This window comes from Pseudomonas sp. AP3_22 TE3818 (genome assembly GCF_053628995.1).
Window position 1 is genome coordinate 4,400,344 of record NZ_JBRJHL010000001.1, and the last position, 21,548, is coordinate 4,421,891.

The 21,548-nt window shown below is 56.8% G+C and carries 32 protein-coding genes, 1 tRNA gene and 1 pseudogene; 13 read left to right on the plus strand and 21 right to left on the minus strand.

Annotated elements, in window-relative coordinates; translation table 11 throughout:
- Positions 1-2: 2 nt before the first annotated feature.
- The 4 genes from AB7M25_RS19935 to AB7M25_RS19950 form a co-directional block, all read right to left on the minus strand.
- On the minus strand, positions 3-1,682 hold the full coding sequence (locus AB7M25_RS19935; RefSeq protein ID WP_454237899.1) for a terminase large subunit: 1,680 nt from the start codon (positions 1,680-1,682) through the stop codon (positions 3-5).
- Positions 1,683-1,685: 3 nt separating this feature from the next.
- Entirely contained in the window at positions 1,686-2,174 is a 489-nt protein-coding gene (locus tag AB7M25_RS19940; protein WP_454237900.1) for a terminase small subunit, read from the minus strand.
- 171 nt (positions 2,175-2,345) lie between these two features.
- Positions 2,346-2,687 (minus strand): HNH endonuclease, encoded by a 342-nt coding sequence (locus AB7M25_RS19945; RefSeq protein WP_454238372.1) that lies wholly within the window; start codon positions 2,685-2,687, stop codon positions 2,346-2,348.
- Positions 2,688-2,801: 114 nt separating this feature from the next.
- The gene (locus tag AB7M25_RS19950) at positions 2,802-3,131 is read right to left on the minus strand and encodes a phage holin, lambda family (RefSeq protein ID WP_454237901.1); all 330 of its coding nucleotides are present in this window, start codon (positions 3,129-3,131) and stop codon (positions 2,802-2,804) included.
- A gap of 126 nt (positions 3,132-3,257) precedes the next feature.
- Here AB7M25_RS19950 and AB7M25_RS19955 point away from each other — a divergent pair, with 126 nt between their 5' ends.
- Both AB7M25_RS19955 and AB7M25_RS19960 read left to right on the plus strand, forming a co-directional pair.
- Entirely contained in the window at positions 3,258-3,443 is a 186-nt protein-coding gene (locus AB7M25_RS19955; RefSeq protein WP_454237902.1) for a type II toxin-antitoxin system HicA family toxin, read from the plus strand.
- Between the two features lie 49 nt (positions 3,444-3,492).
- Entirely contained in the window at positions 3,493-3,915 is a 423-nt protein-coding gene (locus AB7M25_RS19960) for a type II toxin-antitoxin system HicB family antitoxin (protein ID WP_454237903.1), read from the plus strand.
- A 311-nt stretch (positions 3,916-4,226) separates the two neighbouring features.
- Here the strand turns inward: AB7M25_RS19960 and AB7M25_RS19965 are convergent, their stop codons facing one another.
- The 11 genes from AB7M25_RS19965 to AB7M25_RS20015 all read right to left on the minus strand — a co-directional run bounded on the left by AB7M25_RS19965 (position 4,227) and on the right by AB7M25_RS20015 (position 10,542).
- Positions 4,227-4,772, minus strand: coding sequence for a hypothetical protein (locus tag AB7M25_RS19965; protein WP_454237904.1), 546 nt, complete (start codon positions 4,770-4,772; stop codon positions 4,227-4,229).
- Positions 4,773-4,887: 115 nt separating this feature from the next.
- The gene (locus tag AB7M25_RS19970; protein ID WP_322614223.1) at positions 4,888-5,229 is read right to left on the minus strand and encodes an antiterminator Q family protein; all 342 of its coding nucleotides are present in this window, start codon (positions 5,227-5,229) and stop codon (positions 4,888-4,890) included.
- Between the two features lie 15 nt (positions 5,230-5,244).
- Positions 5,245-5,565: a hypothetical protein gene (locus tag AB7M25_RS19975; protein ID WP_322614224.1), complete on the minus strand. Its 321-nt coding sequence runs from the start codon at positions 5,563-5,565 to the stop codon at positions 5,245-5,247.
- Positions 5,562-5,765 carry a hypothetical protein gene (locus AB7M25_RS19980; protein ID WP_454237905.1) on the minus strand — a complete coding sequence of 68 codons (204 nt, stop codon included), beginning with the start codon at positions 5,763-5,765 and terminating at the stop codon, positions 5,562-5,564. The genes AB7M25_RS19975 and AB7M25_RS19980 overlap by 4 nt, the downstream gene beginning before the upstream one ends.
- Positions 5,766-5,767: 2 nt before the next feature.
- A complete protein-coding gene (locus AB7M25_RS19985) occupies positions 5,768-7,054 on the minus strand; it encodes a tyrosine-type recombinase/integrase (protein ID WP_454237906.1) in 1,287 nt (428 codons plus the stop codon).
- Complete coding sequence (locus AB7M25_RS19990) at positions 7,051-7,482, minus strand: VRR-NUC domain-containing protein (RefSeq protein ID WP_454237907.1); 432 nt, start codon at positions 7,480-7,482, stop codon at positions 7,051-7,053. The genes AB7M25_RS19985 and AB7M25_RS19990 overlap by 4 nt, the downstream gene beginning before the upstream one ends.
- On the minus strand, positions 7,479-7,697 hold the full coding sequence (locus AB7M25_RS19995) for a DUF3310 domain-containing protein (protein WP_454237908.1): 219 nt from the start codon (positions 7,695-7,697) through the stop codon (positions 7,479-7,481). The genes AB7M25_RS19990 and AB7M25_RS19995 overlap by 4 nt, the downstream gene beginning before the upstream one ends.
- Positions 7,694-8,368 carry a replication protein P gene (locus AB7M25_RS20000; RefSeq protein WP_454237909.1) on the minus strand — a complete coding sequence of 225 codons (675 nt, stop codon included), beginning with the start codon at positions 8,366-8,368 and terminating at the stop codon, positions 7,694-7,696. The genes AB7M25_RS19995 and AB7M25_RS20000 overlap by 4 nt, the downstream gene beginning before the upstream one ends.
- A complete protein-coding gene (locus AB7M25_RS20005) occupies positions 8,365-9,138 on the minus strand; it encodes a helix-turn-helix domain-containing protein (protein ID WP_454238373.1) in 774 nt (257 codons plus the stop codon). Before AB7M25_RS20005 ends, AB7M25_RS20000 begins: the two co-directional genes overlap by 4 nt.
- Before the next feature lie 11 nt (positions 9,139-9,149).
- Complete coding sequence (locus tag AB7M25_RS20010) at positions 9,150-9,812, minus strand: phage antirepressor KilAC domain-containing protein (protein ID WP_454238374.1); 663 nt, start codon at positions 9,810-9,812, stop codon at positions 9,150-9,152.
- A 490-nt stretch (positions 9,813-10,302) separates the two neighbouring features.
- Complete coding sequence (locus AB7M25_RS20015; RefSeq protein ID WP_454237910.1) at positions 10,303-10,542, minus strand: hypothetical protein; 240 nt, start codon at positions 10,540-10,542, stop codon at positions 10,303-10,305.
- Between the two features lie 83 nt (positions 10,543-10,625).
- On the opposite strand from AB7M25_RS20015, the gene AB7M25_RS20020 reads away from it, so the two are divergent.
- On the plus strand, positions 10,626-11,492 hold the full coding sequence (locus AB7M25_RS20020; protein ID WP_454238375.1) for a LexA family transcriptional regulator: 867 nt from the start codon (positions 10,626-10,628) through the stop codon (positions 11,490-11,492).
- Between the two features lie 48 nt (positions 11,493-11,540).
- Here AB7M25_RS20020 and AB7M25_RS20025 read toward each other — a convergent pair whose 3' ends face one another.
- On the minus strand, positions 11,541-11,852 hold the full coding sequence (locus AB7M25_RS20025; protein ID WP_454237911.1) for a DUF1654 domain-containing protein: 312 nt from the start codon (positions 11,850-11,852) through the stop codon (positions 11,541-11,543).
- Positions 11,853-12,329: 477 nt separating this feature from the next.
- On the opposite strand from AB7M25_RS20025, the pseudogene AB7M25_RS20030 reads away from it, so the two are divergent.
- A pseudogene (locus tag AB7M25_RS20030) lies at positions 12,330-12,563 on the plus strand (response regulator transcription factor); the annotation flags it as partial.
- 145 nt (positions 12,564-12,708) lie between these two features.
- Entirely contained in the window at positions 12,709-12,870 is a 162-nt protein-coding gene (locus AB7M25_RS20035; protein ID WP_454237912.1) for a hypothetical protein, read from the plus strand.
- On the opposite strand, the gene AB7M25_RS20040 is transcribed toward AB7M25_RS20035, so the two are convergent.
- Positions 12,857-13,075 carry a hypothetical protein gene (locus AB7M25_RS20040; RefSeq protein ID WP_454237913.1) on the minus strand — a complete coding sequence of 73 codons (219 nt, stop codon included), beginning with the start codon at positions 13,073-13,075 and terminating at the stop codon, positions 12,857-12,859. The two genes, AB7M25_RS20035 and AB7M25_RS20040, sit on opposite strands and share 14 nt — an antisense overlap.
- 592 nt (positions 13,076-13,667) lie before the next feature.
- On the opposite strand from AB7M25_RS20040, the gene AB7M25_RS20045 reads away from it, so the two are divergent.
- The 3 genes from AB7M25_RS20045 to AB7M25_RS20055 all read left to right on the plus strand — a co-directional run bounded on the left by AB7M25_RS20045 (position 13,668) and on the right by AB7M25_RS20055 (position 14,689).
- Entirely contained in the window at positions 13,668-13,940 is a 273-nt protein-coding gene (locus tag AB7M25_RS20045; protein ID WP_454237914.1) for a hypothetical protein, read from the plus strand.
- Positions 13,937-14,251, plus strand: a complete 315-nt coding sequence (locus AB7M25_RS20050) for a hypothetical protein (RefSeq protein ID WP_258685335.1) — start codon at positions 13,937-13,939, stop codon at positions 14,249-14,251. The genes AB7M25_RS20045 and AB7M25_RS20050 overlap by 4 nt, the downstream gene beginning before the upstream one ends.
- Positions 14,252-14,332: 81 nt before the next feature.
- A complete protein-coding gene (locus tag AB7M25_RS20055; RefSeq protein WP_454237915.1) occupies positions 14,333-14,689 on the plus strand; it encodes a hypothetical protein in 357 nt (118 codons plus the stop codon).
- A gap of 3 nt (positions 14,690-14,692) precedes the next feature.
- Here AB7M25_RS20055 and AB7M25_RS20060 read toward each other — a convergent pair whose 3' ends face one another.
- Entirely contained in the window at positions 14,693-15,367 is a 675-nt protein-coding gene (locus AB7M25_RS20060; RefSeq protein ID WP_454237916.1) for a DUF4145 domain-containing protein, read from the minus strand.
- Between the two features lie 133 nt (positions 15,368-15,500).
- On the opposite strand from AB7M25_RS20060, the gene AB7M25_RS20065 reads away from it, so the two are divergent.
- Positions 15,501-16,355 carry a DNA adenine methylase gene (locus tag AB7M25_RS20065; RefSeq protein ID WP_454237917.1) on the plus strand — a complete coding sequence of 285 codons (855 nt, stop codon included), beginning with the start codon at positions 15,501-15,503 and terminating at the stop codon, positions 16,353-16,355.
- Positions 16,356-16,366: 11 nt separating this feature from the next.
- On the opposite strand, the gene AB7M25_RS20070 is transcribed toward AB7M25_RS20065, so the two are convergent.
- Positions 16,367-17,032: a hypothetical protein gene (locus AB7M25_RS20070; RefSeq protein WP_454237918.1), complete on the minus strand. Its 666-nt coding sequence runs from the start codon at positions 17,030-17,032 to the stop codon at positions 16,367-16,369.
- Between the two features lie 82 nt (positions 17,033-17,114).
- Here AB7M25_RS20070 and AB7M25_RS20075 point away from each other — a divergent pair, with 82 nt between their 5' ends.
- Positions 17,115-18,038 carry a DNA cytosine methyltransferase gene (locus tag AB7M25_RS20075; protein WP_454237919.1) on the plus strand — a complete coding sequence of 308 codons (924 nt, stop codon included), beginning with the start codon at positions 17,115-17,117 and terminating at the stop codon, positions 18,036-18,038.
- On the opposite strand, the gene AB7M25_RS20080 is transcribed toward AB7M25_RS20075, so the two are convergent.
- Complete coding sequence (locus AB7M25_RS20080) at positions 18,035-18,748, minus strand: hypothetical protein (protein WP_454237920.1); 714 nt, start codon at positions 18,746-18,748, stop codon at positions 18,035-18,037. The two genes, AB7M25_RS20075 and AB7M25_RS20080, sit on opposite strands and share 4 nt — an antisense overlap.
- Positions 18,749-19,214: 466 nt before the next feature.
- Between AB7M25_RS20080 and AB7M25_RS20085 the strand changes: the two genes are divergently transcribed.
- From AB7M25_RS20085 to AB7M25_RS20095, 3 genes are read left to right on the plus strand one after another with little or no spacing between them, the layout of a single operon-like run.
- Positions 19,215-19,862, plus strand: a complete 648-nt coding sequence (locus tag AB7M25_RS20085; protein ID WP_454237921.1) for a DUF1281 family ferredoxin-like fold protein — start codon at positions 19,215-19,217, stop codon at positions 19,860-19,862.
- A gap of 45 nt (positions 19,863-19,907) precedes the next feature.
- On the plus strand, positions 19,908-20,141 hold the full coding sequence (locus AB7M25_RS20090) for a hypothetical protein (RefSeq protein ID WP_223511471.1): 234 nt from the start codon (positions 19,908-19,910) through the stop codon (positions 20,139-20,141).
- A complete protein-coding gene (locus AB7M25_RS20095) occupies positions 20,141-21,277 on the plus strand; it encodes a tyrosine-type recombinase/integrase (RefSeq protein ID WP_454237922.1) in 1,137 nt (378 codons plus the stop codon). The genes AB7M25_RS20090 and AB7M25_RS20095 overlap by 1 nt, the downstream gene beginning before the upstream one ends.
- A 109-nt stretch (positions 21,278-21,386) precedes the next feature.
- On the opposite strand, the gene AB7M25_RS20100 is transcribed toward AB7M25_RS20095, so the two are convergent.
- A tRNA-Val gene (locus AB7M25_RS20100) sits at positions 21,387-21,463 on the minus strand.
- Positions 21,464-21,548: the final 85 nt, after the last annotated feature.

The window sequence follows — 21,548 nt, forward strand, 5'->3', positions numbered from 1 at the left end:
GGTCAGCCTACTAGTCCGAAAAAGCCGTTATTGAGGTAGTCGTCCATGCCCCCACGTGCCTCTGGGTTCAGAGACAGCAGCGATACGGCGTTGAACGTGGCCATGAGTGGGTCGATTTTCGCAGTGCCCGACGCCTGCTTGGTGATCAGGAATGCGTTGGCCGATGGCACGCCCTTTGCGTTGCCGCAGGCCCAGGCCATCAGTGGCTGACCACAGTGCAGCAGGGCGCCCTCTGCGAGCTTGCGCTCGGTGGTTTTGATTGCGCCTGTCAGCTTCCAGCCTTGTGAAATACCGATGATCTGGTCTTCCTCGACGCCGGCATCTGCCAACGCATCGAGCACGGCCCCAATGCCGGCCGGATCGAGCCCGACCTTGTCGAGCAGGCCCGCCTGATTGATGCGCGCGACCGTCGCGGCAAGGTGTTCAACGTCATCGCCAATTTTCTGCACAAGCGTGAGGTCACCAACTGCCGCCAAGTCCATCAAGCGTGGAGCTTCCGATTTACGGCGCGCCAGAACGGATGGGTGAGCGTATGCGTGCGCCCAGTGCAACCAGGTGCGCGACTCTCGAACCCGCCCCATGACCGCCAGCCCCAGCAAGTCATCCAGCCCCCCACCATCGACACCTACGACGATCACTTCGCAGCGCTCAATGAGCGAATCCAGCGTCAGGCCCTTCTCGGCTTGTGGCTCCCAGAAATCGGCGCCCACCCAACTGTCAGACATCAGCGCCAGGCCGATCTCGATGTTCAGGAACTTGGCCAGGAAGCCTCGAACCTCGGCTTCGCCGTCGAGTTCGGCCTGCATAAACAGGCGTTCAAGCGTCGGCCTGTCCACCGAGTACCCCATGTTGGGGTTCACCAGGTGAAAATTCTCAGGGCGCCGGGCTTCGCCGCTCTCGATCATCTCCGGGGGAAATTCGTAAATCACCGGCAGGAAGCGTGGATCGTCGATTCGGCCCTCACGCACGCCGCGCGCGTAGCTCAGTTTCGACTTGAATATCCCGGCCGGCGGCTCGTTCGACTGAGTCGTCAGCCAGATGATGAAGCCTTCCGGACGGGACAGCAGGCCGCCCGTGGCCTCCCGGATCATGTCCGGTGCCTTGACGTTCTTGCCGAACAACCAGGCCTCGTCGATCAAAACGCCGACGGCCTTTTTGCCACCTACGACGTCGCTGTCTGCTGCGACGACCTTCAATGTTGCGCCCGTCTCACGGTGCGTGATCAGTTTCAGGTGTGGTTGGACGTGAAGCAGATCGCTCAGCTCTTCATCGTGTTTGACCATGGCCGCGCACGGCTTGAAGGCGTTGTCGGCAATCTCCTTGGTCGGTGCCAGGATGATGAACTCGGCTTCCAGCCGCCAGTTGCGAATCAGCGCGGTCAGCATGATCGCCGCCGCGATCGTCGACTTGGAGTTCTTCTTCGGAATGCAGAGGAAGTATTCGCTGATCAGGCGATGGCCTGTTTCGCTGTTGTAGCTGCCGAAAATAGCGCCGGCAAAATCCAGAACCCACGGCGCGCACGCTGTTTCGATGGTCGGGCAACCAGGTGCGTCCACGATTTTCAGCGAACGGAATACTTCCAGCCCTTCCTCCGCCTCTGTGGGAAACAGCGGTGCCGGGATGATTGACTCGCCCACAGAGAGACGCTGCCACCAGTCAGGGCAGGCAGTTGTCCAAAGCATTGGCTACTTCCTTACGACAGTGAGCGGCGGCTTGCCGGCGGAGTATTTGCCCTTCCCCGCCTCCTTGGCGGCCTGCTCTTTCAGTTCCTTCTTGCCGGCGTCACCCTTCTTGCCATGCACATAGGGCACAGCCGTCTGGGCAGCGTTGCGCCGATCAAAAACCTTGGCCCTGGGCTCGTTCATTAGGGCCAGTAGCCAGACCAGTGGGTCTTCGGTGTTGGGAAGGCAATCGAGGAACTCACCACCGGCTTCTTCCGTCTCGGGCGCTTGATCGGATGGCTGCTCTCGGCGTTTTCGCGATTTCTCAGGGTTAACACTGAGCTCGGCCCGGCGAGCAAGGATTGCGCTTGCAATCTTGGGATCATTGGCCCATCGGGAACCCGCTGCGGAAGCCGTGGAAGCCTTACATCCTGCGGCTTCTGCCGCTTCTTTGTTTGACGCGCCCCGGGCTTTTGCGTCAACAAACTGTCGTTGTTTGTCTGTTAACACCATTAACAAAAAACCTTAGGGTCGGGAAAAAAAGTACGAATGGGATCGGGCGCGGTCTGGAGCGTATTAACCCCCTATATTTAGCACCCCCCCTCCATAGCCATTCTCAATCGCACCACTTTGGTGCGCCTCAAATGATATTTCATCTCATTTGCGCCGTACTGCCCGAGCCACCTACCACCCTCCAGTCGCGCCAGACTCTTCGGCCTGTTTGACCGAGTCGTGGCAAGGCTTGCACAAGGTCTGCCAGTTCGATCGATCCCAGAACAGGACCATGTCGCCGCGGTGAGCGATGATGTGGTCGACAACACTGCCTGCTGTCACTCGACCGTTGCGCTCGCAGTAAGCGCAGAGCGGGTGATCACGAAGCCAGACCTCACGCGCTTTCTGCCACTTGTAGCCGTAGCCGCGCTGAGCAGATGTCTCCTTCGTGGCACGCCATGAGTTCGTGTTGATGGCTGGCAGCCGGTCAGCCTGGGTTTGAACTCTGCTTCCCAGCGTCTTCAGCCTTCCCATCAGGTAACGCTCCGGCATTCGATTTCGGTGAGATCAACGAGGCAGCACGCTCTCGGGCGATGCTCAACCACTTAGCCGATCGCACTCGGCGGGCGTCACATCCAGCACAGGCCATCACTCAGCACGCCGAGGCAGTTTGAAGTCAGCGAACCGATCAGCTAGGTCAGCGATCTTCTTCACACCGAGGAAGCCGATGAACACACCGGCTGCCGTCGCGAAGTTCTGAGGCAGGCCGAAGTACTCAAGCAGCGGGATCAAGCCAATGGTGATCAGCGTGCAGAGCGAGGCCTCCAGCAGCGCCTGTCGCCGTGTCCCGCCGCCATAGATGATGCCCAACGCACCAACCACGAATGACAGCGCGCCGGCATAGATCGTCGGCGAGTGCTGACTCAGCCACGCGAGAACGAGCAGCCAGGTGTCTGGTTTGTCGGGCATGTTTGGCATCTCGATATCCTCCCGGTTAGGGAGCAAAGGGAAAGTGGTCTTACTAAAGCAAATCACACCACATATGTGTTTCATCACCACACAAATGATGTAGAATGGACTCATCAACCAAACAGAGGAGAGTTGATGAAATGTAATGAGTTCAAGCGGTGGCTGTTAGCCCGAGGGGTTCAGATTTCGAAGTCAGCAACAGGAAGTCACTTCAAAATCTACTACAACGGCAAACAGACGACCCTTCCCAACCACGGGGCCAAGGAGATGGCCGAAGGGACTAGGAAGGCAATCATCAAACAACTGGGCCTCAAGGATTGAGGCTCTACCCTTTGAACTCCGTTTCATCAGCTCCACAAGAGGTAACACAATGCACAGCTACGCAGTCAACGTATGGGAAGAAGCCGGCTCGTTCTGGTCATCCTGCGACGACATCCCAGAGGCGCACAGCGCAGGCGACACGCTCGAACAACTGCTGCTCAACGCGGCCGAAGGCCTGCAGCTCGCCCTATCGATCTACGTCGATCAGTTGCGCCACATCCCTGAAGCCTCACCAGCGAAGGATGGCCAGTACGTTGTCCATCAGTCAGCACTGGTCGAAGCCAAGATAGCTCTGTGGAACGCCATGCGGGATAAGGGCATGCGCAAAGCCGATCTGTGCCGGCTGCTCAACGCAGCGCAGACCAAGGTAGACCGGCTACTGGACTTCGAGCACAGCTCTAAAGTCGAGCAAGTGGAAAGCGCTTTGGCTGCCCTGGGCAAACGCCTGGTGGTGTCTGTCGAAGCAGCCTGAATAAAAAGTCGGCTCCAACTGCACTCCCAGCTCGGAGCGATGGGTGTGGTGGAGCCGAAAACGAAAAAGCCCCGGCAAATGCCGAGGCTTGTCATGAGGCAGAGGGCCGGTGGGGATTTCCGGCTTCATAGGTTCGATCGCTGGATCGCATACCTCAAACTCTTATCGCGCTGACCCACAGTGACCGCACGGGTTTGTGAGACACCACTACCGACTTATCGCGTCAGCCTGCGCTTCGTCTGCATTAAAATGCCCAGTTCGATGGCTTGGCTACTTACAACTTGCTGGGCATACAATGTCTTGATCAATACTTACACAAGAAGCGCTTGCTCTTCATGCTCTAAAGCTCTGAGGGCAGCACCTACTTTTTCGTTTATCGCCGAATATTCAACGGTTGCTACGTCCAACAATCTATCCGCCTCTTCCTTCGACAGCACCAAAGTCATGCGGGAGCAAGTTGAAGATAATTTACCACTTGACTCCCTAACCTCCTGATCACTAACCCGTACTCTCATCAGGGTAACTGCTCGAAAGTGGTTTCTGACCCTTTCACTCAGCTCTTCAGACATTTCGGTCAGGCCCCAGACATTGGTTTCGCGAAACGCTTTCAAGTCGTGCATATAATTCAAGTTTGAAGAACGCATCATGTCCGCTAGGGCAATCTGCAAGTCCCCGAGCGCTTTTCGCTGAAGATCAATCCGCTGCAAAAGGATAATTTCTTTTCGCTTTTCAACTCTTGATTCTCTTTCAACAGCAACCTTTCTGTTATCTGTCCACGCATCAAAAACAGCTTTCAGAAAAACACCAACAACCAGCGTGACTACTGGAAACCAAATTGATGGGTTGATCCCTTCCACTTCATCATCCTTAAGAAATCACAACACAAAAAGCAAAAAACCCAACTCAAGAGTCGGGCTTTGCTCGCGGAAAAACCGCAAAGTAACTGAAATCTATAGTTCGGCCCCGGTCCTGTCAAGCGGCCTGACGACGAATATCGAGAGCACCATCAATCCAGGCTATTCCTGCCTTCCAAAGCTGTCGCGTCTTCTCTTCGCCGAAGCCCAGCTTCTTACCGACATCGACCAGCGCCTTGTCACGCGAGGTGTAGTACTTCATCAGAACATTACCGCATTCCGGGTAGCGCTTCAGCAGTCGCCCCATCAGTCCGTCAATCATCAGTGCGTCGTCGTCAGTGATCATCGGTGTGTGCAACGTGTTCTCGCGAGATGCGCAGCAGGACACGCCAGACCCCAGCACCACCCAGCGCCCCCAATGCTCCAGCAGGTCCTCGGAGGTGCGCTCGGTGAAACTCATTGTTCTTGCCATCGATCAATCCCCTGTGAAATTGGTGCCGCCGGCGCCGCGGCGGTTATTCCGTTCGTACTGCGCAGCCGGACCCGACATCAGGGGCTCGCGCTTCAATAGTTCAACCTGGTGTTCGGCGGCCTGGAGCCGGATACTCAGTTGGGTTACCAGCACCTCCAGCGGCAGCGGTTCGCCAGTCTCAGCAGTGACCCATCCGGCGGCGTTGCACTGCACGCAGGCCAGCTCATGAAATACGCCCCTGATCACCGCACGTCCTCGGCAGGCCGGACACTTGGCCAAGTCCAACTGAGCAACACCGAAGGCTGGGCTGTGTGACTTCTTCATTTGGCCTCCAGCAGCTGCTTGTGCACCGCGTAAATATCGTCGCCGTCCGAGCAGTGAGCGGTGTGCTTAACCATGTGCCGTTCGCCCGTCGACATCTTCACGTCAAGCACCTGCCAGCCGTTTGAGCTGCGGATCACCATTGAACTTACTTCGGTGGGGTTAACGGCGAGGCCGGTGTGCCTTTCGAGCAAAATCATCATTTTTAAACCTCGCCTATGGTTGATTCTTGAATGGCCTTGCAACCCTTGTGTTCCGTGGCTTTCAGCGGATTACCAGAATTTTCGTTTCTACCGTCCTTCAACCCGTGAATCAGGGCAAAACCCTTCTGGTCTAAATGGGCATGCCACAGTTCGAGGGCGGCGCGCTTGCGCTCTTCGACGGTGGTGTGGATGTAAGCCTGCACGTTGTGGCCCATGGCGTGGTTGATCAGCATCTCGCCAATCAGGAAGTCGATCCCCAGGTCCGCCCACCCGGTCCTGGCCAACTTGCGCAGGTCGTGACTGCTCCACTCGCCCTTCCCCAGCCCGGTGAACACGGCACTGGCCTGCCCTTCGCTCATGCCCTTTCCGCTGTGGGAGCGAAACAGGTAGTCGCCGTCGTAATGGCTTGCTTGTTGCGCCGCGCGGTACCGGATTAGAAGGTTGCAGACCTGCTCCGTCAGTGGGAGCGAGTGCTCAACGCGGGTCTTGGTATTGCCCACCGGCAGGTACCAGGTGCGTTCGGCGAGACTGATGTGCGACCACTGCGCTTTGCGCGTTTCGCCGATGCGGGTGCCGTGGCACAGCATCATCAGCGCGAGCATGGCCGGTTGGGGATCGAACTCGAACAGCTCATGCAGCTGGCCCAGCAGGCCCTCGATCTGCACACCACGAAGGCGCGCTGGCTTAGCCTTGATCTTGGTCTTGGAGAAGTCGCTGAACTTGATGCCTGCCATCGGGTTGGACGGGATCAGTCCCAGCGTGTGCGCCTGGCGGCAGGCGACCACCAGCAGGCCGAAGATCAGCCGGACGAACTCCAGCGACAGCGTTTCCTGCAGTGGCCACATAAGTTGGGTGTCGAGGGTACCGTGGCGGACATCCGCAATCGCCAAATCACCCACGCGCGGAATCAGGTGGCACGTGATGGCTGACTTGCCCGTGGCTTTGCGCTTGTCGGAGAGGTTGCGGTCGCGGCTCATCCGGTCGGCATACCAGTTCAGCAGCTCGCCCAGCGTTGCCCACGGCGATACGGCGGCACCCGCTTCTGGGTCGGTACTCAGCCGCATGCGCAGGTCAGGCAATGCCGCCAGCACCGCTTTCGCCGACAGGTCCGGATAGGCGCCAATGCGGTTCCACTTCTTGCGCACTACCAAGCTCCAGGTCCCGCGTGGACGAGCCTCGGTGAACCGGAAGTACAGCCCCGGGTGACGCGGGTCTCGCATCAGCACCGCGGCCGGATCATCGGCACGCCGCCGAATCTCGGCATCAGAAAAGGCCACGGTCATTGTCATGCGGCCACCACTGTAGGAGCGAGCCGCAGGTAAGCGCGGATCTGCTCGATGGTGTCGAAGTGTCCACGGCATACCATCGCCAAATACCCCTGCTCATTGAGCTTGCGGATGCGCTCTTGCTGGCTGGGTGAGATGGCGGCATCGTTTGGCGGCGTGGCCTTGAATTCGATGTACAGGCCAAAGAACCCACCGCGCGCCATGGTCAGCACCAGGTCGGGAATACCGGCCTTCACGCCCTGGGCTTTCAACTTGCCGGCCACTGCCTTCACGCGGTGCCCGCCGTTGGGCACGTGATAGATCAACTCAAACACTGCCGGGTAGCGCAGCTCCAGCTCGCGCATCAATGCGGCCTGCTCCTGCCCTTCCCGATCGATTGGCCTGGCACGGACTGCCTTCTGCTGGAGCAGCTTGGGACTGGCCGACTTCATTCTGGCGCCCTCGCCTGCTCAAGCTCGATCAACAACTCGAGAAAGTGCTTGGCCTTCTCCAAATCGGCGATGCCGCCCTTGTCACGCCACCGAGTCACGTACTTGATGACGCTGCCTTCGGCGAACGGAATGCTATTCGCGTGGATGTATTCAATCGGCTGGATCTTCAGTGACTTGTAATGACCGCCAGCCACTTGGGTGTTCAATGCGCTCATACGGATACTCCGGCGCGGCGTGCGCGCAGTTCGGCCAAGGCCTTGTTTCCAATTTCTGGGGTTCGTTTCGCTTGAGGGGCCGCCAGCTCGGCGGCCGGAATCTGGCCAAGTGGTTCGCCCTTCCAGATCTTTCGGCACTGGGCCAGATAGTGACGCTCGAAGCTGGCAAGCCCCAATTCCCGGGACAGCAGAGGCAAGCTGTGGAATCCGGCAGCCGCGGTGGCGTGATAAACCGCTGGGTGCATCCACTTCGCGGAACCGCGCATGGCTGGGTGACAGTTGCGCAAGCCCTGGGCATATGCTTTTTCAACTCCGGGCAAACCGAGGCCTTCTGGCGCGAAACACCAACTGACGAACACCCCAGGGGCAGGCACGAACGCTGATTTACTCGCGCTCAGTACGCGCATGCCGTGGTCGATCTGCTCCATCCGGGTAATGCCGGAGCGCATGAACTCGCCCAGCCATTCCAGCTTCGACGCATTCATTACAGCCTCAGTCGGCCAAGACTGGCGCCAGGCGCCACAAGCACCGCGCAAGCGCAAGAACAGATCGTCGATGACAGCCTTGGTAGCGGGGTCGACTTCGGCGACCACTGGTTCTGCCGGAGGCAGATATGTTGGATCGGTGCGGCGAGACGCGATGAGGTCACGAACGTGTGATGCGGATTTCATAGTCGAACTCCTTTTGCTGCCCAGTCGCCACTTGCGTCCATGTCGTCATCGGTGTCGCCGGCCTTCACGGCATGGTCACGTTTGATCCACTTGACCAGTCGAAAACACCAACCGGACGAACTGTCGACCGTTCCGGACTTAGCAACGAAGAAGCCCCTGAAATCAGCGAGCAGCTCAGTAGTAACCAACTCAGCTGGAAGACCGGCAATCGCGAGCTGATCAGCCAGCGCCTTTTCGCTCGGCACCCAGGTAGCGAACATGGCGAAACGTTGGCGCTCATCCAGCGCCTCGATGGCGGCCTGATTCTGCTCGGCAACCACATCGGCAAACTCGCGCTGCAGCTGCTCTTCGGTTCCTTGATGGTTAATTGATGTATTGGGTGCAGCCGCTGCACCCCGTTCTGTTCCAGGCTGCACCCCGTTCTGTTGTGAGTTGCACCCCGTTGCGTCATCTGCACCCCGTTTTGTACGGGGTGCAGGATTTGCACCCCGCGATAGTTGAAGGTCGTAAACGACTGGGCGGCGGTCATGACGATCGATGTGCACGGCGGCAATCGCTTGATTGCCCTTCTGGATCAGCCCGACTTTCTCCAGATCGTCCAGCTTGTAGCGCACGGTGCGCTCGGAAAGGCCGGTGTCCTGTGCCAAGGTCGAGGCAGATGGAAAGGCGCCAGCACCGTTCGAGCCGGCGTAGTTGGCCAGACATAGCAGCACGTGACGCGCGCTCGAGTCTTTAAGGGATTCGGTAGGCAGCGAGAGCGCCCAGGACATTGCTTGAACACTCACAGCGAGGCTCCGATGTTGAATTCGGCCAGACGAGCAAGGCCTTTCGGGGTAACCAGTGGATCGAAGGCCGCGCGCTCGGCGCCGGTTTCCGGATCAGCCTTCAAGGAAGTGACTTTGTGGATCATGTAGCCGGACGTGATGCGAGGCTGGTAGGCGGTCCAGCGACCTGAGCCCTGACGCCGGAAGATCCAGCGGTGCTGCTCCATCCAAGCGAACAGCTTCGACGGTTGAACTTGCAGATGCTTGGCTGCGTCGGTGATGCAAATCGCACCGCCAGCCGCAGCCAGTCGTTTGATGGCGGCAACTTTCGGCGCCTGATCGAGAATGACCAAACGCAGTGACTGATTGTCCTTGGCCTGGTCGGCAGCCGCCTGCAACGCCTCAGCGTAAGTCGCGGGTATCCGAAACTGACCGGCTTGGGTTTCCAGTTCCTGCCAGCGATCAATGATCCGTGCGCGCAGTTCAACGCTGTAGCCTGAGACCACCACCAAGGTGTCGCGTTGGGATAGCAGGAACTCGCGGTAGACCTGACCGTTTTGTGGGTGCACATAGGGGGTGTCGTTCGAAGAAACGACACCCTTGGCAACCAGCGCACGAACAGTTTTCAGCACATTGTCATGTGTGCTGCCGGTCAGATCGGCTATCTCGCGTGACGACATGGTGTGACGCGACACGTTTTGCGATTGCTCCAAAAGTGTCGCGACATGGCGGGTATTGCCGGGGGTGATGATCGTGTTCATAATGGCCCCTCAGTGTTTTGCATGTTGTTGAAAGAGCCGGGTTGCAGCCCGGCTTTTTTGTGCCTGCGATTCAGGCGGTTACTTTTCCGCAGACGCGACCAATCCCGCCGACCGAGCTACCGCTCACAGCGTTCAATGTCCCCATACGTCCTGATGTCTTGCCGTCCATTTCCTTTCCCCTAATGGTCTTCCTGATAGGTCTTTTCTACTGGATGGATCAACAGCCATTGCGATGCACTGCCCCTCTCCCCCGTTAAATCCGATACTGGCGCCAATGGACCTACGGGCTATTTCTCAGCGTTCCGAAGGTCTTCCCGAATCCCTTCAAGGTCTTCCTTGAGTAAATCGAGGTGGTGCTGCATGGCTTCCAATCGCTCCAGGGTGACTTCAGTGGTAGGCACAGCCCCCGCTATGCCACAGCCTTTTTTGGGTGAGCCTCGGCAAGCAACCAAGCGACATCAAAAGGCTTGCCTTTAGCGGCCGCCAATTCGGCAATTTTTTTGGCGTATTGGGTTTCACCGGTGTACTCAGTGCGCGGCAAAGCATCAGCGACCAGCCACTTGTAGATCGCTCGTGGCGTCTTCTCACAGGCCAGAGCCACAGCGGGAACACCACCGGCATCATCAATCGATTTCTTGAGCGGCCGCATATGGCCTCCGAGTCAAATATGAACTTACAGTACATATTATGTCGGAACTGAAAGTACATGCAAGGGCATGCGATATTGAACCTATGGTTCATATCGAAGACATCCGAGCAGCTTTCGTTGTCCGGCTCAAAAAAGCCCTAACTGCCCACGGCATCGACCAGTGGGGCGCAGGTGCTCGACTGGCCGAAATCGCTAAAGTCACGCCGAAGGCCTCAAGCAAATGGCTCAATGGTGAGTCTCTGCCAGGACCTGCCAAGATGAGCGCAATTGCGGATGCGCTCGGCGTGAAAATCGAGTGGCTGCAACATGGTTCGGGTAGCGAGCCCGCTTTTTCAAAGCTTGCCGAAACGGATAGCGGCGAAACTGAAAGTACCTCAATTTCAGCAGCGGATATCGTGCGCAACATGCTTGCCAAGCAAGGCAAAGGACTGTCAGACGATGCTCGCAGACGGTTACTTGCAGTCGCCGAAGCAGAAGAAGGCGGCGGAGCAATTGAAATCGATTACTACCGACCTGGTGTCGTGGGAGATGAAGTCTGGATTGCGCATTACGACGTCCGGGCCGCGATGGGCGGCGGGCAGATTCCACACGACTACCCCGAGATGTTCCAGGATGTGCGTGTCAGCCCACAGCATCTGCGCGAGATGGGCGTTGAGTTCAAAGAACACTTTCACCTGAAGATGGTGACAGGCTGGGGCCAATCGATGGCTCCCACAATCAAGCATCGCGACCCACTGCTGGTCGACGTTAGCGTCCGCGAGTTCTCAGGCGATGGGATCTACATGTTCTCTTGGGAGGGGCATCTTTACATCAAGCGACTCCAATGGATCGGCGACGAGCAGATCACGATGCTCTCAGACAACCCCCGCCATCCGCCGCAAACCATAAGGGCGGAAGACACCTACATTCAGGCACGGGTGCTGCTGGTATGGAATGCCAACTTGGTTTGAGCCCGCCTGCCAAAAGCCCGCCGTTCGAGCGGGCTTTTTTGTGCTCGTTCAAAAAGGCGCGGGCTCCTCAACTTCTTCGGCAACCTCCACCGGCCGGTCCTCTTCGGGGCTGGCTTCCCACCTCAGAGTCACCGACTCGTCGTCATTGAATGTCATTTCAATGCCGTCTGTTTCGGATAGCAAGCCCATCACCTCCTCCCACTCCCGATCTCCGTCCGTGTCCAGGCGATGAATTGTCACCCATCGCTGAGTCTGCGCTACTGGGTGATTGATCATCGATGAAACGCGCAGGCCGAGCCGCTCTATTCCGGTGATCTCCTGTCGAACGATCTGCTTTGACTGCTTTTGCGGCTTTGCCATTCCACCCCCCCTATTGCTGTATATACATCCAGTATAAAGCAACTATATCGAAGCGGCTCCCAGAGGTAAATCCCCAAATGTGCCAGGTGGAGATTTCCATGAGCTCTGTACTTTTCATAAAAATATGTACTTTTGGTACTTGACCGAATATGAACTACTGGTTCATATTTCACCCATCGAAGCGACACACCGCCGCGACGACCACCAGACACCGCTCTTTAACAATCAGCGAAACAAACAACAGACCGCATTGCCTCTACCGGCGACCGGCGAGCAGACAGGCCCGAAAGCCTGCCAACGACAGGAACAACCTGGACGGCTGCTCGATGGTGAAACGCCTTAACCGTGTAGCCCAGTAGGCACGAATGACCCGGCAAGCAATGCACCCCGCCCCTTCCGGCGGAAATAGGACGGACAGTTTCACTGATGCACCTGGATACCCGGGTGCATTGGGAAATCAACCGAGAGGTACACAGCATGGAATCAACAATCAAAAGCGGCACATGGATCGGCCATCTCGGCCGAGGCCTTGCTCGTCGCGAACTCCAGTTTTTGCTTTCAGTTGCCCAGGGCTTAACCGCAAAACAAATCGCCCGAGCCTTCGATGTCGAGCCAGGGACCGTGGTTAAGCGCATATCCAACGCAATGTTCAAGTTGGGCGTCAACCGCCAGACCGCCCTTGTTGCCGAGGCGATGCGGCGGGAAATCATCGTTGGCCAGGCTGAAGGCCCGAATCCTCAAGGCCCAGTTGGGGAATCTACTGATGGTGTTTTTATCGCGTAAACGACGGCAAAGCATCGCTGCTGCACCTTGGCGACAGGGTGCATCGGGATGACAACCAAACAAGGTGACACCGATGAAAACAGAACAATTAACTGTTCGGGTTGAGATCCCTAAGCAAGGGGACGCGGACTTTGAAGCGCTGGTAGCACATCTCGCTGAGGCGGTGTATCAACGAGTGAAAGAGCGCCTAGAGCAAGATGCTAAAGGCGCCGGGGGCGATATCAGCGACGCTTGAACGCCTTCTCGAGACGCTTTTTCATATCCTGGACAAGCTTATCGGCCTCTTTCTGCGCTGCCTCTCTCAGCTTGGCCGTTACCGCTGCTTTATCCCCGATATCCGTGTTGCATTCGCTGCACCGGACCATCTGATCGACCTCGTCGTCATCCGGAATCACGAGCATCTTGCTCCCGCACGCTGCACATACTGCAGAAATCTGCATAAGACTTTCCTTGCTGATTGGTAGAGCTCTCAGCATATCTGGGAAGCGCGTCACCTGCGTAGTGGTGAGATGGCCGCTGGCCACCCTACTCGCAAAGCATCACTTCTGCCCATTCACTGAGTGGGCAGCGGGATGCGGATGATTCTGCACCGCGCAATGCGGCCCCCCGCAGGCAACACCAGAGAACGGCGAGCGCCCGCCATGATGCCAACGGCGCGCACCAGAGGATGACCATCATGAAATAGACGAACGCTCCAACTTGGGTAGCGAAGAAAGCCTGAATATTCGCTCGAGAATCCATGATCAGGCAGCGGACATTTTGGTCGACGGTGTCACCGCGCACCAATCGGGCAACCGGTAGGCCTACCCCCTCGCGACAACACACTGATGATGATTCAAACCCAGGCCGTCGCCAGTAGCGGGCCTGGGAGGCTGTCACGTAGGGAGGTCTTCGTGACGCAAACAAAAGCCCGGTTCCGATCGGGCTTTTTTTCGCCTGCCTTTATCCGTCAGCACTCTCCCCTGCGCCCAACGGCAACCAGCAGGCGGCCCGAGTGCTGACGGATACACGCAACCCCACCAAGGAATCGCCATGCATCCATCACTTCAACAGCGAGTCGACGGGGTTGCCGCCCTGCGTGCTCGTGCAAGCATCGCCACCGCCGCGTTCTACGCCATGATCGGCCAGGCATCACCCGCGCAGAAGGTTCGCTTCCAGGTGAAGACTGTCGGGCCGAAGGCGTACCACATCGTTGACCTGGTCACCGGCAAGACCCGCGGCTTCCGGTTCGAATACGCATCCGCCGTCGACTTCGCCATCCAGCTCGAGGAAAAGGCCAACCGCCTCCCCGGGGGTGCGCAGTGATCGGCGTACCAATGCCCAACCCGCGCGACTCGCTCATCGACGACCTGAACCGAAAGCTGGATCAATTCTTCGGCGCTGGCCGATCGGTGCAGGAAATCGCCCCGGGCGTCAGCGGTGAACGAGAGTTGATGTTCGGCAGCTCCCACAGCAACAAACTGAAGATCGAGCGCGACAAACTCGCGCCGCGGCTGAAGGAACTGGCCGACGCCGGCAAGACCGTCATCGAAGCAGCGAAAGAAATGGGCATGGAAGCCAAGCGCGCCAGGCTCATCGCCCGCGAGAACAACATCAAGTTCCCGGGGCCCCCGTGAGAAAAATCAGCAACCAGGTGCGCCAGCGCCGACGACAGACATGGCTGGATCTACCGGCCCACGGAATTGAAGAGGCAGGCCATGGACGAGGAACAGCGGGAACCGACGGCGGAAGCCATCAAGCAGCGCAAGAAGCGCGAGAAGAAAGCAGCGGACGATGCCGCGAAGGGAATCGGCCGGTTCACTGTTGAAGTGGCCGGCGTGTTCATGTCGGACCTCAAGCGCTTGATGAAAGAACACGGTTTCAACAATCAGCAGGAGGTGTACCAAAACCTGCTGCGCAACGTGATAGCCGCCGACTTCGTAACGGCGGCACAGATGCTTCAGTGTGTCACGACACCTTACGAACCAAGCGAAAAGGTGTCGCGAGCATTTCATGACCAGAGCATGGCAGAGTTGAACCACGATCCTGGGGATAAAATTATTTATCCAAAATAGGAATCACTTTTTGTTTTCGGCAGCAGCTTTGATTTTTGCTAAGTGCTCCTGCCGCTTAAAACGAGCAATATACCAATCCTTAATAAGCGTTTCGATTAGCTCGATCAGGAGCTGGGCTTCTTCAGGCTCTACGTCGATGATTACGTTGATATCTTTTTCCATGTGGGCGCCAATATTTCCGATCTGACGAACAGCATCGATTGCAGCCCAAGTATCAGGATCAATTTTATCTTTAAGGGCCTCAATTTCATCGACAAGACGGCCCTTCACGATTTTCCAGAAATCTCTAATAATACCTTGGAGGCACCGCCGAGATAAGGTCGCCGAAGCCTTTGGGCTAAGTTGAGCTATTGCGCATGCCTCCTCGTAATCCTGACGAATTGGCTCAGGAATGTATTCGGGAAAGGCGACTGCACTACTTGAAGGTCTCAAAGCCCAACTTTCAATAATAGGCGCCGAAAAATGGTTCCTACCACCTCCATATCTAGAGTGGCCAAGCTGTGCATTAATAGTAACCTGCTTGCATTCATCATTCGGGCATACAGTTGTAACTACTTTAAATCCAAGATCTTCACCTACGAAGTTGTTGTGATTGAAAGAGTGAAATGCGCCACTTTGGTTTTGTGACGTAATCGTCGAAGAATGCGAGCAATAAGGACAGCGCCAGTTATGTGCCATTTATGTTTCCCGAGTAAAACGAAGAATAATTCGTTGCATCCATCCTCAATCCTAAGCCATCCCACATCCAAATTGCCACCACCCCCGCTGCCGCATCCGATCATGGAGGGCTGCGCCTGACTGGAAATAACTTATGACCATCACCGCACCGGTCATCCGCTACCACGGGGCCAAGTTCCGGCTTGCGCCGTGGGTGCTGCAACACTTCCCACCGCACACTTGCTATGTCGAGTCATTCGGCGGCGCAGCGGGCGTGCTGATGCAGAAGCCTCGATCGTATGCCGAGGTATACAACGACCTGGACGGCGACATCGTGAACCTGTTCCGCGTCCTACAGGATCCAGTCACACGATCGGGACTCACCGAGCGTCTGGTTTTCACGCCCTACTCCCGCGAGGAATTCGAATTGTCGTGGGAGCCGAGTACCGAATCGATCGAACGAGCCCGGCGGACAATCATTCGCGCCCAGATGGGTTTCGGGTCTGCCGGCGCAACGAAGGGCGTAACTGGCTTTCGCATCGACACGAAGCGACAGTACGGAACGGCGCAAGCACTCTGGGCGACATACCCTGAACAGCTTGCCGAGGTTGGCCAGCGCCTGACAGGCGTACTCATCGAGAACAGACCGGCGATCGAGGTCATCAAAGCCCACGACGGGCCCCACACCTTGCACTATGTCGACCCGCCCTACGTGCATGACACCAGGTACAAGGGTGCATCGAGCGGTCGGTACTACAAGCACGAGATGGACGACGCCGCGCACCGTGAGTTGCTCGAAGTTTTACTCGAGCTAGAAGGAATGGTCGTTCTGTCGGGATACCCGAGCGACCTGTACGCGGAAATGCTGCCAGGCTGGGCCTGCTACAGCACGTCAGCGCGAATTAGCGCCGGCCGTGGGACAGCCAATCGAACCGAGTGCATCTGGCTGAGTCCGGAATGTATTGACCAGGTCAGCCAGATTGGTCTGGATCTCGGAGTACGTGACTGACCCACCATCACCTATTGCGCCACACCAGGCGGTACACCGACAGCTCTACAAAATGAAATTAGGCCTATATCGTTCAGTACCAGAGGCTTAATAACTGAGTCGCGTTTTGGACCCCAGATTGCCCGTATCTCTCCCTGCCTAGAGAACTCGGGTTCTTTAATCAGCGCGGGATAGGTCCCCCAGTTTCTTCCATTCCAATCCTCCCGCCGCTCCATATAGGTGACCTTGGCAACGGTAAGGAGCTGTACTGGAACAATCTTGTTCAGTGACTCTGTCAGCCGCCTATAAAACCCTGCCACATCAGCTATCTCAACGCATGAATCCGCTCCTTCGAATTCATCCATTGTGCTTCGTAGATAGTCGGCCGAAGTGCAGTGAATAAAGCAATCTGGGTGATTAAACTGCTGGACAAAGTTGCAATTTTTAAACTCCATCAGTCCTCCACCTGGATTACCGAAAAACCCAAATGCCTCAATAGCAGCAGAGTGAATATTTCCGTCTCTGTTGGTTGCATGCGGAATGTGATGCTCTACCCACTTGAGCCCTTCCTTAGCATCGGCAATGCCTTTTTTATGCTCAATGTTTCTGAAGTCGTGCAGAGTCCCGACTCTCACATTTCCAAGCGCCAGAAGCGCGTCATTGTATTTCTGACCCGAATATCTGAACACTGACTGCATCTAAATCCCCCCTCCGGCTCCATGCCGGGCCGAACACAAATACCCCACTTCAACGAATCACGCCAGCCGGCGAGGATCCTCTATGCAATCAGCAATCGACTTGTTCGCCGGCTTCGGTGGATGGACTACCGGTGGAAAAGCCGCTGGATTGAACGTGCTTTGGGCTGCGAACCACTGGCCGTCGGCGGTTGAGTGGCACAGCGCAAACCACCCGGAAACGAAACACGTTTGCCAAGACCTGCACCAGGCTGACTGGTCACAGGTGCCGAAGCACGACGTGATGCTGGCCTCGCCATGCTGCCAGGGGCACACGAAGGCGCGCGGCAAAGAGTCAGGTACGCCAAAGCATGACAATTCGCGGTCGACGGCTTGGGCGCCGGTGGCGAACGCCGAGGTAAACAGACCGGAGTTTGCCGTGATCGAGAACGTGCCGGAGTTCATGGACTGGATTTTGTACCCGGCCTGGGCAGACGCAATGCAGCGCTTAGGGTATGCAATGGCTCCGCATATTGTTGATTGCGCCGATCTCGGCGTCCCTCAGCACAGGGTGCGCCTATTCATGGTCTGCTCACGCAGCAAGGCTCCGCTGCATTTGCAACTGCAACAACATCAGCACGTGCCCGCCAGCGAAATAATCGACTTTGACGCTGGCAAGTGGTCGCCGATCAACAAACCAGGCCGAGCTACTTCCACGCTGACTCGAGTCGAAAATGGCCGGAAGAAGTTTGGCGACCGGTTCGTGATGCCATACTACGGTTCAGGCTCGGGTCTGACTGGTCGCAGCCTGGATCGCCCAATCGGCACCATCACCACATTGGATCGATGGGCCGTGGTCGACGGTGACCAGATGCGAATGATCACCGCAGACGAGGCAATGGCTGCGCAATCTTTTCCGGCTGACACTTTGCGCCCGGACAGCCACCGGCTAACCATGCACATGACTGGCAATGCCGTACCACCTCTGGCAGGCCAACGAATCATTGAGGCGTTGATGGCAGCTGCTTAAATGCTTACGGAAGATAGGGGGCCTTCAGAAAGTCCATTTTTTGGTAAGATTTGAACCAACCAGCCGTTTCGATTCACGTTCATATTTATTTCAACGTTAAATCTTCTTGATTTTGGTTCTTCAAGACCATTCAGATAACTCACAACTATCAAACAATAATACTGCTCTGGACCCCACGAAAAACCTTTCGTAAAGCTTGTATCCTGCAGGTTACCCAGCAAATCCAAATTCAATATATCTAGTGAGTCAATCTTTACCTGAACACAAGTGACTGTATGCCCGCCGTTAAATACCCTAAACAAAAATCTCGGACCTTCAGAATCTTGTCCGCTGTATATACCATTCATTGAAAACTTTGGTTCGATAGAGGACGCAAGACGCCTATTCTCAAGTTCTGCGTTGGCCTTAGCCATATTTAACTGGTCGGTGGATATGCCGACTAATTCTTTTTGTTGATCAACCGAAGCTTTCAATTCCGACGCCTGCAAATTTAGCGCGGCCGTCCCTTGGCGAAGTTCAATCCCCTGCTGGAAAAAACCCAACACCAGCCAGAGAATTGCCAAAGGGCCAAATGCACCGGCAAGGAAATCCCCAACCTCGTTCAAATCCATGGTTTGAAGCGTTTGAATTCGACTGCCTACGAGCCACCAGGAAAAAAAAACGTATCCCACGGTAAGAACAATTCCAATTATCGCCAGCACCCTACCCATAACGCCCTCCTTTAACAAATGCCTGAAGCATACCGCGAGAAGGCATCGAGTTCATGACCGAAGCCGTGAAGCATACCCAGGCTGGTTCCTCGGTGGTGCCGAGCACGTCTGGTGCAAGACAACACCGCGTCCGGGCGGCAGTTGGTATCACTTCGTCGAGCCCGGAACGCGCGGCGCATGGCCGGCGACGTATTGCTGGGAGTACGCCGGCGATTACAAGGAGTGGATGAAAAAGGAGGTGGCAGCGTGAGCGCCCTCGCCTTGTTCGCCTAGGTGTACTGCTACAAGGGGCCGCGGAAATGGGGGTTCACCCCGCCAGTTACCTTCAGGGGAGAAAGCGTGTATGCAACTGGCGAGGCGAACCAACAAACCTTAGTTCAGCCTTTCAGCCCTCCTAACACCCCTCATCTGATTTCCAAAACTCAACCAGCCTGCCGGTGAACGGCGGGCGAGGAAAACTATTGCCATGCCAAACCATGTGACCAACAAGGTGCACGCGCCTGCCCACGTCCTGAAGTCGCTGATCAACGAAAGCGGCAAGATTGATTTCAACACCATCTTTCCATTTACCGGGCAGTTCCCCTGGGATGGAATCAGCGGCCAGGCCGAGACCGCAGCGCAGGCAATCACCGCCCAGCCGCTCAACAATCACCCGCTGATCGCTGGCCTTGAAAGGCGAAACCGCGCCGAAGCCGACGTGATGCAACTGAGCGATGAGTGCTTCGAGCAGTTCATCCAAATGCTGCGCAACAAGAGGGCTTGCGGGCACTTCCACACCCTGGACTTCGCTCGGGATGTTTGGGGGACGAAGTGGAACGCCTATGACCAGGTAATTGACCTTGATGCCGGCGAGCTTTCATTCCACACCGCGTGGTCGTGCCCCATGCCACTCCTAAAAGAACTTTCAAAGCGGCATCCAGATGACGAGATAACGGTCCGGTACGCCGACGAAGACCTCGGCAGCAACTGCGGGACAGTGAGGCTCAAGGCCGGAGAGACCGTGTCTTTTGAGGTTGCCGGTAGCTGGGACGAAATGAGCGAGCAGGATCAGCAGCAGTGGACGGCCTGGGCGCGCGACTTAAAGGGTTGGCCAGAAGACGAAGAAGACGAATAACTCCACTCCCACCTTCTGCCGCCACGCGCGGCATGGAGCAACATCATGGCAAAAGTCCTGGCCCAGATAACGGTCAAGCTGCCGCGCCTCATGGAGGCAGGCGAATACAGGAAGCTGCGGTACGTCGGCGGAAAGCCGAGCCTGCAGCAATTGAAGAAATGGATTGAGGAAGGCGAAGTGATCGGAGAGGTAAAGGGCGGGATGTATTTCGTGGATGTGCAGGCTGCAATCATGGGGTCGAGCGACCCGCTGCTGGCCAAAATGCTGGAGATCGGCTGATGGCTGCCCGGCCGCGCACGCTTCAGAACAAGAAGCTCCCGCCAAACCTCTACCCGAACGGCAAGTATTGGCGGTACCGCAACCCCGTCACCGGCGTAATGACCAGCATCAACCGCCCACTGGAGGAGGCGATCAAGTTGGCCAGGGCGGCAAACTTGAAGTTCGCGGAACTGGTAGTGGACGACGGCTCGCTGCTTGCCGTCCTGACTGGGGATCGACTGCCGATCGTCAGCAACCTGCTGCAGCGCTTCACGGACGAGTGGCTACCGGACAAGGGCTACGCCTCCCGTACCCTGGAGGAAATAAAATTCAAGATCGAGCGGTACCGGCAGGACTTGGGCGACCGTCTCATTGGGCAAATGGACGTGCTTGCTATGGCTGAATACCTGGACCAGTTCAGCAACAACGCTTACACGAAGCACCGCGGGCTGTGGGTGCAAATCTTCGCCTTCGCGGTTGCCAAGGGACTGGCCGAGCGCAACAACGCCGAGCTGACCCTGGTGAAGAAGGAAGCAGAGAAGAAGCGCCAGCGGCACACGCTCGACGGGCTGAAGACAATCATCGATGCAGCCACCACGCCGCCATGGCTTAAGCGGGCGATACGCCTGGCACTGGCCAGCCTTCAGCGCCGCGAGGACATCGTCACCTGGCTGAAGTCGGCTGTGGACATGGACAAGAACACGCTGACGGTATCTCCCGGGAAGACACAGGGCTACGAAAACCCGGTCCACCTGAAAATCACCATGGGAGCAGCACTGCGTGAGGTTGTCGGTGAGTGCCTGCGGTCGCCTCTGGTGTCGCCATATCTCATCCACTACAAACCGAAGGCCCGGCGCCGGGAACAGATCGACGCGAAAGACCACTGGACGTCGGTGACCCCGGACTACCTGACCAAGGAATTCAGCAAGGCCAGGGATGCAGCACATGCTTACGACCATTTGCCGGCCGGCGAGCGCCCCACTTTTCACGAGATTCGCGCTTTAGGGGCATGGCTGTACGAGCAGCAAAATTTCCCACAGGAATACATCCAGGCGCTGATGGGCCATGCTGATGAGAAAATGACGAAGCACTATCAGGAGGGGCACGACGAAAAGAAGATCGAGTACCTGGAGGTGGGCGCCGAATTGGCGTTCTGAGGTGGGAGTTTTGCAAAAGTTTTGCAAAAGTTTTGCAAATCGCAGAAAGCAAAAAGGGGTTACCGTTTCCGGTAACCCCTCTAGACCGCCCAGCAGAGCGGATTTTGTTTGGTAGGCGCGATTGGACTCGAACCAACGACCCCCACCATGTCAAGGTGGTGCTCTAACCAACTGAGCTACGTGCCTGCTGTGAGGCGGCATTCTACGGAATTCCGGAGGGGTGTCAACACCTTTTTTCGCGCTAACCCTATGAATATGCAAAATATTTAAT

What these genes read in the sequence shown, in the direction of transcription:
- AB7M25_RS19935 (WP_454237899.1), bottom strand. Translation starts at nt 1,682, where the DNA reads ATGCTTTGGACAACTGCCTGCCCTGACTGGTGGCAGCGTCTCTCTGTG.
- AB7M25_RS19940 (WP_454237900.1), bottom strand. Translation starts at nt 2,174, where the DNA reads ATGGTGTTAACAGACAAACAACGACAGTTTGTTGACGCAAAAGCCCGG.
- AB7M25_RS19945 (WP_454238372.1), bottom strand. Translation starts at nt 2,687, where the DNA reads ATGGGAAGGCTGAAGACGCTGGGAAGCAGAGTTCAAACCCAGGCTGAC.
- AB7M25_RS19950 (WP_454237901.1), bottom strand. Translation starts at nt 3,131, where the DNA reads ATGCCAAACATGCCCGACAAACCAGACACCTGGCTGCTCGTTCTCGCG.
- AB7M25_RS19955 (WP_454237902.1), top strand. Translation starts at nt 3,258, where the DNA reads ATGAAATGTAATGAGTTCAAGCGGTGGCTGTTAGCCCGAGGGGTTCAG.
- AB7M25_RS19960 (WP_454237903.1), top strand. Translation starts at nt 3,493, where the DNA reads ATGCACAGCTACGCAGTCAACGTATGGGAAGAAGCCGGCTCGTTCTGG.
- AB7M25_RS19970 (WP_322614223.1), bottom strand. Translation starts at nt 5,229, where the DNA reads ATGAGTTTCACCGAGCGCACCTCCGAGGACCTGCTGGAGCATTGGGGG.
- AB7M25_RS19975 (WP_322614224.1), bottom strand. Translation starts at nt 5,565, where the DNA reads ATGAAGAAGTCACACAGCCCAGCCTTCGGTGTTGCTCAGTTGGACTTG.
- AB7M25_RS19980 (WP_454237905.1), bottom strand. Translation starts at nt 5,765, where the DNA reads ATGATGATTTTGCTCGAAAGGCACACCGGCCTCGCCGTTAACCCCACC.
- AB7M25_RS19985 (WP_454237906.1), bottom strand. Translation starts at nt 7,054, where the DNA reads ATGACAATGACCGTGGCCTTTTCTGATGCCGAGATTCGGCGGCGTGCC.
- AB7M25_RS19990 (WP_454237907.1), bottom strand. Translation starts at nt 7,482, where the DNA reads ATGAAGTCGGCCAGTCCCAAGCTGCTCCAGCAGAAGGCAGTCCGTGCC.
- AB7M25_RS19995 (WP_454237908.1), bottom strand. Translation starts at nt 7,697, where the DNA reads ATGAGCGCATTGAACACCCAAGTGGCTGGCGGTCATTACAAGTCACTG.
- AB7M25_RS20000 (WP_454237909.1), bottom strand. Translation starts at nt 8,368, where the DNA reads ATGAAATCCGCATCACACGTTCGTGACCTCATCGCGTCTCGCCGCACC.
- AB7M25_RS20005 (WP_454238373.1), bottom strand. Translation starts at nt 9,138, where the DNA reads ATGTCCTGGGCGCTCTCGCTGCCTACCGAATCCCTTAAAGACTCGAGC.
- AB7M25_RS20010 (WP_454238374.1), bottom strand. Translation starts at nt 9,812, where the DNA reads ATGTCGTCACGCGAGATAGCCGATCTGACCGGCAGCACACATGACAAT.
- AB7M25_RS20015 (WP_454237910.1), bottom strand. Translation starts at nt 10,542, where the DNA reads ATGCGGCCGCTCAAGAAATCGATTGATGATGCCGGTGGTGTTCCCGCT.
- AB7M25_RS20020 (WP_454238375.1), top strand. Translation starts at nt 10,626, where the DNA reads ATGGTTCATATCGAAGACATCCGAGCAGCTTTCGTTGTCCGGCTCAAA.
- AB7M25_RS20025 (WP_454237911.1), bottom strand. Translation starts at nt 11,852, where the DNA reads ATGGCAAAGCCGCAAAAGCAGTCAAAGCAGATCGTTCGACAGGAGATC.
- AB7M25_RS20035 (WP_454237912.1), top strand. Translation starts at nt 12,709, where the DNA reads ATGAAAACAGAACAATTAACTGTTCGGGTTGAGATCCCTAAGCAAGGG.
- AB7M25_RS20040 (WP_454237913.1), bottom strand. Translation starts at nt 13,075, where the DNA reads ATGCAGATTTCTGCAGTATGTGCAGCGTGCGGGAGCAAGATGCTCGTG.
- AB7M25_RS20045 (WP_454237914.1), top strand. Translation starts at nt 13,668, where the DNA reads ATGCATCCATCACTTCAACAGCGAGTCGACGGGGTTGCCGCCCTGCGT.
- AB7M25_RS20055 (WP_454237915.1), top strand. Translation starts at nt 14,333, where the DNA reads ATGGACGAGGAACAGCGGGAACCGACGGCGGAAGCCATCAAGCAGCGC.
- AB7M25_RS20060 (WP_454237916.1), bottom strand. Translation starts at nt 15,367, where the DNA reads ATGGCACATAACTGGCGCTGTCCTTATTGCTCGCATTCTTCGACGATT.
- AB7M25_RS20065 (WP_454237917.1), top strand. Translation starts at nt 15,501, where the DNA reads ATGACCATCACCGCACCGGTCATCCGCTACCACGGGGCCAAGTTCCGG.
- AB7M25_RS20070 (WP_454237918.1), bottom strand. Translation starts at nt 17,032, where the DNA reads ATGCAGTCAGTGTTCAGATATTCGGGTCAGAAATACAATGACGCGCTT.
- AB7M25_RS20075 (WP_454237919.1), top strand. Translation starts at nt 17,115, where the DNA reads ATGCAATCAGCAATCGACTTGTTCGCCGGCTTCGGTGGATGGACTACC.
- AB7M25_RS20080 (WP_454237920.1), bottom strand. Translation starts at nt 18,748, where the DNA reads ATGGGTAGGGTGCTGGCGATAATTGGAATTGTTCTTACCGTGGGATAC.
- AB7M25_RS20085 (WP_454237921.1), top strand. Translation starts at nt 19,215, where the DNA reads ATGCCAAACCATGTGACCAACAAGGTGCACGCGCCTGCCCACGTCCTG.
- AB7M25_RS20090 (WP_223511471.1), top strand. Translation starts at nt 19,908, where the DNA reads ATGGCAAAAGTCCTGGCCCAGATAACGGTCAAGCTGCCGCGCCTCATG.
- AB7M25_RS20095 (WP_454237922.1), top strand. Translation starts at nt 20,141, where the DNA reads ATGGCTGCCCGGCCGCGCACGCTTCAGAACAAGAAGCTCCCGCCAAAC.